This is a genomic window from Brevibacillus brevis, assembly GCF_001039275.2.
Classification (GTDB): Bacteria; Bacillota; Bacilli; order Brevibacillales; family Brevibacillaceae; genus Brevibacillus; species Brevibacillus brevis_C.
Genome location: NZ_CP030117.1, coordinates 3,055,723 through 3,069,811, shown reverse-complemented (window position 1 = coordinate 3,069,811; position 14,089 = coordinate 3,055,723). Strand labels below are relative to the sequence as shown.

The window sequence follows — 14,089 nt, the reverse complement described above, 5'->3', positions numbered from 1 at the left end:
TCCTTGTTTCGATTCCTATCTGCTGCCTTAGAATACCGCCCTGATAATATGCTCCTTGATTAGCGTCCATCGATCACGAGGATTCGGCATGAATTCCGATGCAATGGCTACGACGAGGTTTTTTTCTGGGATGCAACAGATAACATTACCGCCATCGCCCAGTGCAACGTATGCAAAAACACCGTCCTCTTCACGAAACCACCATAGATACCCGTATTGATTGGGATTCATCGCTGTCGATTCATCTATCCAAGCCTCTGGCATGATCTGATGATTGTTCCAACAGCCACGATTCAGATAGAGCCAACCAAAACGTGCCATGTCACGAGGAGTTAAGGTAAGCCCCCACCCTCCTGTGGAATTGTTGTTTGGATCTTTCACCCATCCTCTCACATCTTTCCCGAATAAATCTTCAAACGCAAATGCCTTCATCTCATAATCAGGGAGTTCTTCCATGCCGATGGGTGCAAACAAGCATTCGTTTGCGAATTCTCGGGCACTTTTTCCTGTGCTGCGTGTAAGGACGGCAGAAAGCAGGTGCGCGCCAGCGGTCGAATACTTAAACGCTCCAATCTCTCCCTTTTGACCGAGCATATCCAGGGTATATGTTACCCAATCGGATTGCATACACATTTTGTCCAGTGGTTCGTGCCAGTCCTCAAAAGCATAGGGGGCTGTCATCGTGAGAAGATGGCGGATGGTGATTGCTTGTTTTTGCGTATCAGTATGATCGGGTGCATAGTCAGGAAAAAATTCCAGCACCTTTTGGTCGACATTTTTGATAAACCGTTTCTCTATGGCAATACCAATGAGAGCAGATAGAATACTTTTCGTTACAGACGCTACATGGTGCCTATCTTTCGGTCCATAGCCATGATAGTAGCTTTCATGGGCGATATATCCATTTCTCACAATCATGATCCCGTTTATGTTGCTGTACGCGGATTTTATGATAGGATCTAGCTCTGCTAGTTTTTCAGCGTCTATGTTCAAGAGGGCCGGGTCTACTGCTTGCCATTCTGTCGTGGGCCAATTGCTTCTTTGCATGATCATTCTCTCCTCAACAAGTGAATATCATTTTTTTCTGACTGGAAAATACACTTCCGTAATAAGCTTCTCAGGAACACTGGCTTGATCGGGTTCGGTTACATAGACTTCGTAGGGCGATCTCACAAATTCATAGCCTTCATTTTCTACCCACTCCCGCAATCTGGCATATACCGCAGTCAATTCTGAGTACAGACCCTTACATACAGACTTTGCACAAAGTCCCCCAGGCAAATCTTTTGTTCCCTTTACCTCCTCCGCGACCGGGAGTGCAAACTCGGTATCGTTTCCGGCAGGATTGAATTCAGCGCTGTGATAAATCGTCATCGGCGTACCGAGCAAGGTGAGCTTTTCAGTCGCAATCCTTTCATACAGCTTACTAAAATATTGACCATACCCTGTTGCATAATCATCACTCGTCATCATCTGGCGTAAAGAAACAATATGGATTGGCTGGGTCTCCACAAGCTGTACTTCTATGTTGTCAAGGTATGACATCATGGAGATGCCCTGCTCTATTTTGGAAAGATCATGGTTCAGTTGTTTTATGGTATAGTCCAAAGCGTTTCGTTTTTCGGACATTTCCCTTTGCTTGCGAAGAAGGGCGGAAACAAGCTTCTCCTCCGACTGATCTTCTTCCCATTCCAACATGGCTTTTATTTCGTCCAGCGAAAAATGATACGATTTCAAACGGTTGATGAAGAGCATCTTTTTCAGTTGCTTGATGGAATAATACCGATAGCCATTTTCAGGATTAATCTCGTCCGGGTTCATTAGTCCTATTTCAGCATAATAACGGAGCGTTTTGGTAGACACTCCGCATATCTTTGAGAATTCTCCGATTGATAGCACGGGTTCACCTCCATTGTTCATTCCGTATCGCTATTCTACTTATACCCCTTCCCCTAAGGGCAAAGTCAACGGCATGTATAAAAACTTACATGCATAAACGATGTAAAGTTTGATTTGCAACTGTTTTTTCCCTATTTCTTGGCAACGAATGCACAAATAATAGTCTTACAGCGAAGTTTGCTACATGAATAGAAAAAGAGATAGGAGTTCGCTTTTTATGTCACAATCCGAAAAACGTAATCACTTCATTATCCTTGCTTTGGCACTGGGCTTACTGATGTCTTCCCTCGACAATACCATTACCTCGGCGGCCATTAGTCACATTATTAAAGATATCGGTGGCTTTGAAAGCATGAGCTGGGTCTTCACCTCGTACGTGTTAGCCGCCACTAGTACGATGCTCATCTTCGGGAAAATGTCCGATCTATTTGGACGCAAGTTGTTTTACTTACTTGGCATTACTATTTTTCTCATTGGGTCGGCACTTTGTGGCGTTGCCCAAAGTATTGAACAGCTCATCGCTTTCCGTGCCCTTCAAGGAATAGGTTCAGGGGCTCTCTTTCCCATTACTTTCACAATCCTGTTTACGCTTTCCTCTGATCCGAAATATACAGCGCGAATCTCCGGCGTGTTTGCCGGTATCTTTGGGCTCTCTTCTATCGCTGGACCTCAAGTCGGGACCTTGCTCTCGGATTATTTGGGGTGGCGTTGGTGCTTTTATGTCAATGTTCCGATCGGTTTGCTGTCTCTAGTAACGCTTCTGTTTTCCCTGAAAGAATCCCGTTCTCATACAAAGCCAAAGATTGACTATTTGGGTACCGTTACATTAATCGTCACCTGTATAGCTGTCATGCTGGCGCTTGAATGGGGAGGAAAAGCATATGAGTGGTTTTCGTGGCCAATCATCTCACTATTTGCACTGGCCGCAATAGTGGGGATTGCTTTTATTATGGTAGAACGTCATGCACAGGAACCGATCCTTCCCCTCCAAATTTTTCAAAATCGTATGGTGGTCGCGACTTGTATCGCCTGTCTTTCTCAAGGTGCTATCATGTTTGCCGCCATCACTTATTTGCCTATTTTCGCTGTAGCCGTACTTGGATATCCAAACTCCAATAATGTTTTAACACCGTTGATGCTCTCTTTGACGGGAGGTGCCGTGGTATTCGGAATGTTACAAACAAAATTTTCCTTTCGATCTCTCATGGCGTTCTCTATGCTCGCTTGTGTAGTAAGTTCGATTTTGCTTATGTACGTTTCACCTGGCATTTCCTTCTTTTTCTTAACGCTCTTGATGATTTTGTTCGGGTTTGCTGCAATCGGGCCGTTAATGAGCATTGCACAAAACGCGATAGTGCATTCGGTCGATAAAAAATATATGGGCATTTCTTCCTCGATCGTTGGGTTTTGTCGGAACATCGGAGGCGTTCTCGGTGCATCAATCACGGCTGCTGTTGTGAACCAAAATTATGCGAGTATCGTGTCCAAGGGTGCGTCATTACATGGCATTTCCTTGGAGAAAGCAACTGATCTGCTTAACCCTGAAGTTCTCATGCGTGAGCCTTTACAGATCGAGCCGAGTGTTCATTCTTTTCTAAGTAATTCTCTAGGTAGCGCCATCAATCATGGTTATATCGTGGGATTGATTTTCGCCGTAATTGGTTTCTTTTCCGTACTATACGCAGGCCCTGGCAAGCTTGAGCGTCATAAGCAGGGTGTCGAATCATAAAGGTCTACGTTTTTTTGCGCGGCATCACTTTCTAAAAATGGAAGTATGTTGTATGGTAAAGTATATGCATTTACAAACCATACTTCCCAGAGGAGAGTGTATATTGTGGGTGAAACCTGTGTTCCGACTGGCGTGGAGCTGAGAGACACTGGCTTTGGATATACGTTGTCTTTAATAGGCGGGAAATATAAAATGATCATTTTATATTGGCTAGCTGAAAATAAAGTGATGCGGCATAATGAGCTGAAGCGCAGTATCGGTACCATTTCCTTTAAAACGCTGAGCTTGATGTTAAAAGAGCTGGAGGCAGATGGCTTGATCATCCGCAAGGAATTTCCTCAAGTCCCTCCCAAAGTGGAATATTCCTTATCTGAGCGTGGCCTTTCTCTCATACCGTTGTTAAATATGATGTGCGACTGGGGCGAGAAGAATAGCTTGCCCCCTCAGGAGGATGTAAAGCAGCAGGCATAACGATTGTTTCTGACAGGAAAAGAAGTATCTCCTAACCGAGGAAATACTTCTTTTTTCATGGGCTTCTTACAGGTTATCAACGAATTTCAAATAATCTTGCGCGCTCTTATCCAATACGCTGCCGGTCGGCTCAAGTTCTTGACCAGGTACATTTTCCCCTGACTCAGTCTCCGTACCATAATACGCAAAGAATGAACGATAATCCGCATGACAATAGCGGAAGGTTGTTTCAAAAGGGGTCAAAATTTGCTCCAGTGTATACCGATATCTTCCCTCTTCCTGATAATCCTCTTTTCTAATTCCAGCAGATACGGCTAATGCAGCTTTGCGATTCTTTAATTTATCGCCTCCCTTTGAACCGTACGCCCACCCATATGCAAAAACATCATCCAGCCATTTTTTCAGCAGCGGCGGACAATTAAACCAGTATACCGGAAACTGTAAAACAAGATTCCCATGCGATTCAATCCATTGCTGTTCTTTTTCCACATCAATGTTTCCATCTGGGTATGCCTTATGCAATTCATGTACGGTATACTTTTCTGGATATTTTTTGAGTTCTTCTACCCATCGCTTATTGATGACGGATGTTTCGATGCTTGGATGAGTGACGATGACAAGAGTTTTCAAAATAGCGTCCTCCTTGAAGGGTTGTTGTTTTATGAGTATAAGATGCTTGCTGCAAATTTGTAAGTATGCACATTTTGTTCAGTTACTTACATAAAGGTGAGTGTAAAAAACAGAAAAAAGCCTCCCCGCGACCTAATGATCTTAGGTTCGTATCGTGGGGAGGCCTCTTTGCAAATGTTTGATATGCGCTTTTTCTCCATATACAGTGAGCCTTTAATCGGTTGATGCGAACGATGCCAGCTCAGAGATTCTTCCAGGAATAGGCTAAACGGATATATTCTCCTCCTCTATAGCGATAACTTCCCTTGCTGCTTCTATGAAAGATAATATGATTGGTGAAAGCCACTTGTCTTTATGCCATAACATCTGTGTATACACGCGCAAGTCTGGAATTTGCCATGGAAGAGCAACAAGTTCGCCCCGTTCAACTTCCGCTTTCGTTGTCATCTCAGGAAGAAAGGCAATACCGATTCCCGTAATTGCACATTGTTTAATGGCTTCGGCATTTTGAAATTCTAAATACGTAATACTATCAATGCCCTTTCTCTCAAATTGCCGGTCAAACATGGTTCGATAGGGACAACCCTTTTCATTTGTCAGGAACACTTCTCCGTGAAAATCTTCCAGATGCAGTACAGTTCGTTTCGAGAGTGGGTGGTCTGGAGCGGCGAAAAATCGGAAAGTTTCTTCTACCAACGGCTCCACTACAAGCGCGCTCGAGTGTATGGATTCGTCCAACATAAAGACGACATCCGCGGTGCCCTCAAGGAGCGCTTGCTTGAGTTGCTGATTGGAAACAGAGCGGAAGATCAGACGTACTCCCGGATGGCGCGAACGAAATAGGTGAAAGACAACTGGTAGCCGATAGGCGCAAAGAACCTCGTTGGCACTTATCGTTAGGGTGCCGCTTAGATTTTCATTGTCATGAACGACACTGCGAGCTTCGTCCAATTTGTTAAGTACGCCTTGGATATGTATTAAAAAGCGTTTACCCGCAGTTGTGAGAACGAGCTGCTTGCCCAAGCGGTCAAAGAGACGAACACCAAGCTCATCCTCCAATGCTTTTATTTGCATCGTGACGTTGGAGGGGACGTAGCCCAGAACTTCCGCGGCTCGACTGAAATTTAAAGTTGATGCAACCGTGCAGAACGTATTCAATTGGCGCAATTCCATCATACTACCCCCAAATTACTTTCAATAATATTGAATACTATTTTGAATTCTATTCACTTTTACTGAAAATAGCACAGGTCTATACTAAGTACAAGAAATACATTCTAAATCACGGTTTCAATGTGAGAGGAGCAGCTATACGATGGATTATGAAATTTTTGAATTGGGTGACGTAACCTTGCAATCAGGAGTATCGTTACCGAACGCTTTTCTTGCTTATAAGACTTATGGAAAATTGAATGAAAAGAAAGATAATGTCATCGTCTATCCAACTGCTTTTGGCGACCAGCATGTTCAGAATGAATGGTTGATTGGAAGCGGTATGGCACTCGATCCACAGAAATATTTCATTATCGTTCCAAATCTGCTGGGCAACGGATTATCTTCGTCTCCCAGTAACACGCCTCCCCCATTCGACCGAGCTAATTTTCCGCAGGTAACCATCTATGACAACGTCAAACTACAACATCGGCTGGTGACCGAAAAATTCGGTATTCAAAAAATCGCTCTCGTAGTTGGATGGTCAATGGGAGGCATTCAATCGTTCCAATGGGGGGCAAGTTATCCAGATATGGTGGAACGAATTGCACCTTTCGCCGGAGTTGCCAAGACTTGGCCCCAAACGTTTTTGGTTCTGGACGGAATGAAAGCTTCGCTCATGGCTGCAGTTGGCTTCGATTCAAGTAAACTAAACCAGTTGACTTCTGCAGACATGCGCGCCGTTGGTCGTGTCTATGCGGGATGGGGGTTATCGCAGGCGTTTTACAGAGAGGAACTTTATCGGGAGTTGGGCTATGACACATTGGCAGATTTTGTGACTGGCGTCTGGGAAGATAGCTTTATGAAGATGGACCCGCACAATGTCCTAGCTATGTTATGGACAGGTCAATTTGCAGATATTAGTGCAAACCCTGCCTATAACGGAGATTTCCATAAAGCGCTCAAAAGCATTAAAGCGCTTACCTGCATCATGCCAGGGAGTACGGATCTCTTCTGCACAGCGGACGATAACAAATACGAGGCTACGTTTATACCTAATGCTGTTTTTCATCCTATCGAGTCGATCTGGGGCCATTTTGCCGGTCGCGGAATCAACAGTGCCGATAATACATTCATTGATGACAACCTAAAAAGCTTGTTGGCGCTTAGTCCAAACGGATAGAGTATTCCACGTAACGACGTACGGCTTTTCAAAACTACTAAACCAAAATAGATGAATTCTAAAAGAGTTCATTTGGAGGTAATTAGTTTTAGACTACCCTTGTTAAAAGAGCCAGAGGCAGTCCAGGACACGCTAATAGTTCCTAGACTGCCCTTGTTTTTTCATTGACCTAACGAACCCGTTACCGGGATTCAGAGATTTACCGATATTGCGCCAATAGTTTGTCCAGCATTTCTCTCATAACATGAATCAATTCGTTTGGCGCTTTTACCTTTGCATCCGTACCCAATCCAATAAAAAATTGGCCGAAAAATGGAAAGCTGCTCGTGGGGATTCGATTGTCCAGCCACCCCGTGCCGTCTTCTCGAACATGAATTTGCATTTTGTGCGCCGGCCACAGTTCGAGCTCGCATCTCTGCACCCCTGTTGCAGTAAGCTCAACATAAAGTTCCATAGCCGGACTTTCCTCTTCTATGTAAGACTCCCAGTTTCCTGTATGCACTTGCGTCAAATCGACCGCTTTCCGTTCGGACAGTTCAACAGATTTAACCCTGTCACAGCGAAACAAGCGAAAATCGCGGCGGTGAAAGCAATAGGCCGGACAATACCAAAACCCGTTGCTGGCATATATTCCGATCGGCTGAACATCTCTTAACTGCTTATGCTGTTTCGATTCGTACTCTATGCGCACCACTTTTTGATCGATCGCAGCATCCAGCAACAAGCTCAAATAAGGCGTGCTTGCATGTCTCATCGGCGTAACCAGATCAAATCGTTCCCGCATCCGGTCGATACGGTCCCGAATATCTTCTGACATATAAGAGTAAAATTTCCGCAACACTGAATCTGTTTCCGCCTCAAACGGAAGATTCGCGTAGTGCCTCAATGCATGGCTGGCAAAAAATACAGCAAGCGCTTCGCCTTCCGTAAAAGCGACCGGGGGCAGCATTCTCTCGTTTAGCATCTTATATCCCCCATTCGGACCGACTTCCGAATAAAAAGGAACCCCTAGCGCGCTCAACTCCTGCATATCCCGCATAATTGTCCGCGTGGAAACTCCAAATTCACTGGCAAGCTGTTTGGCGTTGAAAGACTTCTTTTTGTTGACGGCCATCATAATCTCGATCAGTCTTTTGGACTTTGCCATTATTAACTCCTTTTCAATTATTACGACAAGTATTGTCACTATTGTACGATACGATGCTAATGAAGTCCAAAACAGCAAAAATTGGACAATTTCATTTAAAAGGAGATTGATTACATGTCAATGCGCACAACGTCGTTCATTATGCTGGATGGAAAAGCTGCGGAAGCGATTGAGTTTTACCAGGAAGCGTTGAACTCGAAATTACTGTTCAAAACTACGTACGGGGAAGGCAAGAATGCCGATAGTTTGCCTGAAGAAGTGAAAACCCGTATTGCCCATGCCGTGTTGCAAACCGGTGAAAATGATATGATGGTTGCTGATCTCTTTCCGGGGCAACCTTATGTAATCGGAGATCAGGTGAACATTTGTATAACAGCGACGCAACAAAGCGAGATTGAAGAAATGTTTAATAAATTGAGCGAAAAAGGGCAAGTGTTGTTCCCGTTGCAAAAAACTGAATTCAGTCCCTGCTTTGGAATGGTGAAAGACCGTTATAACATTACGTTCCAATTCTACATGAATGATACAACAAGCAGTTGGAGCTGAAAATACAAAACCTTGACTTGGGAGAGATCCCCAGTTCTTTTATGCAAACTATAAACGAAACGCTATAAAGCTCCGAGGGCAACCCCGGAGCTTTTCTGACCGATACTTTCGGATGATGACTCTATTATAAATCGTACCCCCTCTTTTAAACGATGGCTATTCCTTTTTCCCAATCAACAATTCCACTTCTTCGACTTCCTTCGGGATCTGCGATGAGAGCACCTCGCAGCCGTCTTCTGTTACTAGCACATTATCTTCAATCCGGATGCCAATCGCTTCTTCCTCTATGTATAGACCAGGTTCAATCGTGATTACCATACCAGGTTGCAAAGCAATATTGTAATCCGGGATATCGTGTGTATCCAATCCAAGGTGATGGGACACGGAATGATAGTAGTATTTGGACAGCTCACTGCTCTCTTGGATGAGACCGAGACGTAGCAGTCCATCCGTCAAGACTTGTTTCGTGACTTCATTTAGTTGCGGAAGGGTGACACCTGGCTTCACTGCTTCGATGGTCTTGATTTCTGCTTCGAGCACGAGTTGATAGATCGCTTTCTGCCGATCGGAAAAACGACCATTAACGGGAAACGTTCGCGAAATATCAGCCGCATAGTAATTCGATGCTGCCCCGAGGTCGAGAAGGACCAAATCACCATCTTCCGCACGCTGATTATTCGCTTCATAGTGCAAGATAGTAGCATTGATCCCACTAGCAATAATCGGTAAATAAGGTAGCTCCCGAACACCATGCGACTTCAACGCGAAATCATAGTGCGCCTCTAGCTCATATTCCATGATTCCAGGACGTGCATGCGACCACATGCGACGGATTGCTTCATCCGTGATCGCAATCGCACGTCTGATTTCTCCGATCTCTGCCGGACTCTTTACCATGCGCAGTTCCTTCAGCCATGGGCCCGCATCGTGAATCTGCAAGGTCCGGTATTTCTTCTGCGCGTCTTCGGCAAAAATCTCTGCAGGGGTCAGCTCGTCGCTCCACTGATAGCGATGCAAATCAAGATAGAGCGAGTATTTGCCTTCACAGCGCCTCATAAAGGTTCCAAAGGACTGGAGCCACTCATCGAGATAATCGAAGTGTTCGATACCAGACTGCTCTTTCGCCTCTTGATCTGATAAGACGGCCCCTATCCATTTCGCTTCCAGCTCATTTGGGCGCTGAAGAAATAACGTTTCGTTCACAATGCCAGCGCGTTTCGTGATCAGGAGAATGAGGTTACTACGTGCAATACCGGTTAGATAATAGAAGTTGCGGTTCGGTGAAAACAGATATTTATCGTCATGGCTGCGTGTCTTGACAACCCCTGAAAATAGGACAAGTGCGCTGTGATCAGGCATTTTTTCTGCGAGTTTTTGACGGCGATTGATGAACTCTATTGAATTTATGGTTAATGTCATATGTTTTATACCCCTTCGTTCGTGAATTTCTTCATGGATTGATATAGCTTGTGAAAAGCGCTCTTGATCGTTTTGAGTTCAGTATAATCTGACAATTACCCGCCGACCTCAAATTGAAATAGACCTGTAATGTATCCTCCTTTCTTCTATATTTTAGGATACTTTCAACATTTGGGAAACGAGTTTCGCAATAAACCTTTTATTGAGTCCCAAAAACAAAGAGCAGTTGCTTTAGGCAAGCTGCTCTTTGTTATCGCAGAATACAAACGCATTTTATTAAACGTTACTCTGCCACTCTTTTTGCCCAGCGCAGATCCGGTGTCCCGGTTACACTGAAGCGGATGCCTTCGATCTTTTTGCTGTTGAGGTAGTTTTCGTTATTGAAATAAATCGGGATGACGGGCATGTCCTGCATCAAAATGGTTTCAGCGTCGTGCAGAAGCTTCATGCGTGCTTCCTCGTTTTGCTCAACCTTTGCTTTTTCGATCAGCTCGTCAAATTTCGGATTGGCCCAGTTCGTGAAGTTGCGGGAGCTTTTCCCTGTGTACAACTCCAGCATCGCGAGCGGATCGAGATAATCGCCGCCCCAACCCATACGGGCAATCTGGAAGTTTTTCTGCTTGAACGTATCGATGTACGTTTTCCACTCCTGATTTTCCAGCTTCACTTGCACGCCTAAATTTTGCTTGAACATTTCTTGCAGCGCTTCAGCGATCTTCTTATGGTTTTCCGCGGTGCTGTATTTCAGTGTAATTGGCGGAAGCTCTGTCCAGCCTTCTTCCTTCAAGCCTTCAGCTAGAAGTTGCTTCGCCTTGGACGTATCAAACTGATAGTAAGGAGCCACTTCTTCTCGGAAATCCTTGCCCGAAGGAGTTTTCACCCCGAATGGCGTATAACCGTACGCCGGGAGCTGGCCTCCCTTGGTCACGTTTTTCGTCAGGATATCCCGGTCTATCGCGTAGGAAAAGGCCTGACGAATTTTCGCATTAGTAAACGGCTTTTCCTCTACGTTGAACGTGTACGTATAAATGCTGTAGTCCGGGAATGATTTGAATTCTTCTTTTTCTTTTTCCTGCTCAATTACGTCGATCGGCAGGGAGTCAATCAGGTCGAGCGCTCCTGTTTTGAACATCTGGTAGTAGGTGGTCGCTTCGTTCACCATCTTGAAGTGGACGGTTTCCATCGTTACCTTTTCTTTCTCCCAATAGCTCTGGCTTTTGGCGATTGTCAGCTGACTGTTGTGGTCCCAGCTCTCCACGGTGTACGGGCCATTGGTCACGATGCCTTTCGCTTCGGACGCCCAGTTTTTGTCTGCATCCACGACTTTCTTGTTCACCGGCAGATAGGCGCGACTCATCATGATTTTCGGGAAATAGGTGATCGGGTCTTTCAGTCCGACGATGAGTGTTCGGTCATCCTTTGCTTTGATCTGAACGTCATCCACGCTGCCTTTTCCCGTGTTATATGCCTCCGCGCCTTGTATGTAGTAGAGTGCGGATGGTTCATAGGCGGCAGTCTGCGGATTCAGCACGCGCTTCCAGGAGTATTCGTAATCATGCGCCGTCAACGGATCGCCGTTCGACCATTTCATTTCGGGATGCAGAGTAAACGTGTAGGTTTTGCCGTCCGGGGAGACTTCCACCTTTTCTGCTGCGCCTTCGCTGATGTCTCCATTCTGACTGTATCGATACAATCCTTCATACAGATGGTCAATCACCCAGTACGAGGTGGTATCGGAAGCGAAAGCCGGGTCTAATGTGTACGGTTCCCCCCGCAGGTTAGCGGTCATGACTTGTTTGACGGCTGCTCCCGTCTGTTGATCGGAAGACGCAGCCGGTTTATCGCTGCCGCACGCAGAAAGCGCAGGTACAGCGAGCGCCAGCAATGCGACAAAAGCGAGCAATTCCTTTTTCATGATGATTTCCTCCTTGTTCTCCTCTATCTACTTTACAAGATGGCAAGCGATCCAGTGTCCGTGCCTCACCTCCTTCCAATCCGGCGCTGTTTCGGCGCAAATGCCTTGGGCAACCGGGCATCTGGTACGAAACGGGCAACCGCTTGGCGGATGAATCGGGCTGGGCGGTTCTCCAGTCAGTACAATCTGCTCCCGCTCTTCGCGCTGGGCTGGATGGGAGACGGGCATAGCCGAAATCAAGGCCTGCGTATACGGATGTAGCGGCGTGGCAAACAACTCCTCGCTCGGTGCAAGCTCCATCATTTGCCCCAGGTACATCACACCAATCCGGTCGCTGATGTGCTTCACCATCGACAGGTCATGGGCGATAAACAGATACGTGATGAACCGTTCTGCCTGAAGATCGGCTAAAAGGTTGACGATTTGCGCCTGGATAGACACATCCAGTGCGGAGATGGACTCGTCTGCCACGATAAAGCTGGGCTCCACCGCAAGCGCGCGGGCGATTCCGATACGTTGTCGTTGTCCGCCGCTAAATTCATGCGGAAAGCGTTTTGCGTGGCTTGGGTGCAATCCTACTAACTCCAGCAGCCGATAGATGCGTTCTTCTCGCTCTTTTCCTTTTGCCAATCCATAGGAATCGATTCCCTCGGCAATGATGTCGCCCACTCGTAAACGCGGATTGAGTGAGGCCTGCGGATCTTGGAAGATCAGCTGCATGTGGCGATTTGCGTCCCGTCGCTCACGTCTGTCCATCCTGGTGATGTCTTTACCTTGAAACAGGATGCGCCCCGCACTAGCCGGGTAAAGGCCCACGATCGTCCTGCCCAGCGTAGACTTGCCGCAGCCGCTTTCCCCAACGATTCCGAGCGTCTCCCCTCGCCTGATTTCAAAAGAAACGCGGTCAACAGCTCTAACCCGTTGGCCTCCGCCAATCTCAAACGATTTAGCGAGATTCTCCACCCCTATTATGTTGTCAACCATGTTTCTCCCTCCCCATCCACGCTTCTGCTCCCCGGGCACGCGGGTCGTTCAGCCAGCAGCTCGCCTCATGCTGATTGATAAACGAATTCGATTGCGGCATATGCTCCAGGCAAATTTCCATGGCAAACCGGCACCGTGCAGCGAACGGGCAACCAGCAGGCGGACGAAAAAGATCCGGCGGTGTCCCTTCGATGGGGAGCAGCCGCTCTTTTTTGCCTGTATCAAGGCGTGGCACAGACTGCAACAGTCCTTGCGTATATGGGTGGCGCGGATTGTCAAAGATCTCTCCCACAGGGCCGCTCTCCACCACTACGCCTGCGTACATGACCGCTACATGATCGGCCACCTCTGCGACAACACCCAGATCGTGGGTGATCAAAATGATCGACGTGTTTAACTGCTCCTGCAACTCCCTCATCAGACGAAGAATCTGTGCCTGAATGGTCACGTCGAGCGCTGTCGTCGGTTCGTCCGCGACAACCAACTGCGGTTGGCAAGCAAGCGCCATAGCGATTCCAACACGCTGCCGCATGCCTCCGCTTAGCTCGTGCGGATATTGTTCAAAACGCCTCGCCGCTTCCGGAATGCCCACCTTCTCTAGCAGTTTCAGTGTCTCTTCCTTTGCTTGCGTCTTCGTCTGCTTTTGATGTTTGATCAGCCCTTCCGCAATCTGTAAACCGATTTTCATCGTGGGGTTCAGCGAAGTCATCGGGTCTTGGAAGATCATGCCGATCTGCGAGCCGCGAACCTGCTGCCATTCCAGCTTCGTCAGCCCAGTCAGTTCACGCCCGCGAAACCGAATGCTGCCACCTTTTACCTGACCGGATCGCGGAGGAATCATCCCCATCAATGCCCGAGCAGTCACACTTTTACCGCATCCGCTTTCCCCGACAATCGCCAGCGTCTCCCCCTCCTTCACAGAAAAGGAAACCCCTCTTACTGCCTGCACCTCTCCTCCGTACGTGCGAAAGGAGACGCGCAGCTGATCTACTTCCAACAATGGTTTCACGATGT

13 protein-coding genes are annotated in these 14,089 nt (G+C 46.8%); 4 read left to right on the top strand and 9 right to left on the bottom strand.

Going from position 1 to position 14,089, the window contains the following annotated elements; genetic code table 11:
- Window positions 1-27: 27 nt before the first annotated feature.
- Window positions 28-1,047 (bottom strand): serine hydrolase domain-containing protein, encoded by a 1,020-nt coding sequence (locus AB432_RS15210; protein ID WP_048032993.1) that lies wholly within the window; start codon window positions 1,045-1,047, stop codon window positions 28-30.
- A 27-nt stretch (window positions 1,048-1,074) separates the two neighbouring features.
- Window positions 1,075-1,899 (bottom strand): MerR family transcriptional regulator, encoded by an 825-nt coding sequence (locus AB432_RS15205; RefSeq protein WP_048032992.1) that lies wholly within the window; start codon window positions 1,897-1,899, stop codon window positions 1,075-1,077.
- A gap of 217 nt (window positions 1,900-2,116) precedes the next feature.
- On the opposite strand from AB432_RS15205, the gene AB432_RS15200 reads away from it, so the two are divergent.
- Together AB432_RS15200 and AB432_RS15195 are read left to right on the top strand one after the other, a co-directional pair.
- A complete protein-coding gene (locus AB432_RS15200) occupies window positions 2,117-3,628 on the top strand; it encodes an MFS transporter (protein ID WP_048032991.1) in 1,512 nt (503 codons plus the stop codon).
- Window positions 3,629-3,733: 105 nt separating this feature from the next.
- The gene (locus AB432_RS15195; protein ID WP_048032990.1) at window positions 3,734-4,099 is read left to right on the top strand and encodes a winged helix-turn-helix transcriptional regulator; all 366 of its coding nucleotides are present in this window, start codon (window positions 3,734-3,736) and stop codon (window positions 4,097-4,099) included.
- Window positions 4,100-4,165: 66 nt separating this feature from the next.
- On the opposite strand, the gene AB432_RS15190 is transcribed toward AB432_RS15195, so the two are convergent.
- Window positions 4,166-4,729, bottom strand: coding sequence for an NAD(P)H-dependent oxidoreductase (locus AB432_RS15190; protein WP_048032989.1), 564 nt, complete (start codon window positions 4,727-4,729; stop codon window positions 4,166-4,168).
- Between the two features lie 264 nt (window positions 4,730-4,993).
- Window positions 4,994-5,902, bottom strand: coding sequence for a LysR family transcriptional regulator (locus tag AB432_RS15185; RefSeq protein ID WP_048032988.1), 909 nt, complete (start codon window positions 5,900-5,902; stop codon window positions 4,994-4,996).
- A 142-nt stretch (window positions 5,903-6,044) separates the two neighbouring features.
- Between AB432_RS15185 and AB432_RS15180 the strand changes: the two genes are divergently transcribed.
- On the top strand, window positions 6,045-7,064 hold the full coding sequence (locus AB432_RS15180) for an alpha/beta fold hydrolase (RefSeq protein ID WP_048032987.1): 1,020 nt from the start codon (window positions 6,045-6,047) through the stop codon (window positions 7,062-7,064).
- A gap of 199 nt (window positions 7,065-7,263) precedes the next feature.
- Here AB432_RS15180 and AB432_RS15175 read toward each other — a convergent pair whose 3' ends face one another.
- Entirely contained in the window at window positions 7,264-8,211 is a 948-nt protein-coding gene (locus AB432_RS15175) for a helix-turn-helix transcriptional regulator (RefSeq protein ID WP_048032986.1), read from the bottom strand.
- Between the two features lie 114 nt (window positions 8,212-8,325).
- Between AB432_RS15175 and AB432_RS15170 the strand changes: the two genes are divergently transcribed.
- The gene (locus AB432_RS15170; protein WP_048032985.1) at window positions 8,326-8,757 is read left to right on the top strand and encodes a VOC family protein; all 432 of its coding nucleotides are present in this window, start codon (window positions 8,326-8,328) and stop codon (window positions 8,755-8,757) included.
- A gap of 156 nt (window positions 8,758-8,913) precedes the next feature.
- On the opposite strand, the gene AB432_RS15165 is transcribed toward AB432_RS15170, so the two are convergent.
- The 4 genes from AB432_RS15165 to AB432_RS15150 all read right to left on the bottom strand — a co-directional run bounded on the left by AB432_RS15165 (window position 8,914) and on the right by AB432_RS15150 (window position 14,084).
- Window positions 8,914-10,164, bottom strand: coding sequence for an aminopeptidase P family protein (locus AB432_RS15165; RefSeq protein ID WP_419178485.1), 1,251 nt, complete (start codon window positions 10,162-10,164; stop codon window positions 8,914-8,916).
- 295 nt (window positions 10,165-10,459) lie between these two features.
- Window positions 10,460-12,091: a peptide ABC transporter substrate-binding protein gene (locus tag AB432_RS15160; protein WP_048032983.1), complete on the bottom strand. Its 1,632-nt coding sequence runs from the start codon at window positions 12,089-12,091 to the stop codon at window positions 10,460-10,462.
- A gap of 27 nt (window positions 12,092-12,118) precedes the next feature.
- The gene (locus AB432_RS15155; RefSeq protein WP_048032982.1) at window positions 12,119-13,075 is read right to left on the bottom strand and encodes an ABC transporter ATP-binding protein; all 957 of its coding nucleotides are present in this window, start codon (window positions 13,073-13,075) and stop codon (window positions 12,119-12,121) included.
- On the bottom strand, window positions 13,068-14,084 hold the full coding sequence (locus tag AB432_RS15150; protein WP_048032981.1) for an ABC transporter ATP-binding protein: 1,017 nt from the start codon (window positions 14,082-14,084) through the stop codon (window positions 13,068-13,070). The genes AB432_RS15155 and AB432_RS15150 overlap by 8 nt, the downstream gene beginning before the upstream one ends.
- Between the last annotated feature and the right edge of the window lie 5 nt (window positions 14,085-14,089).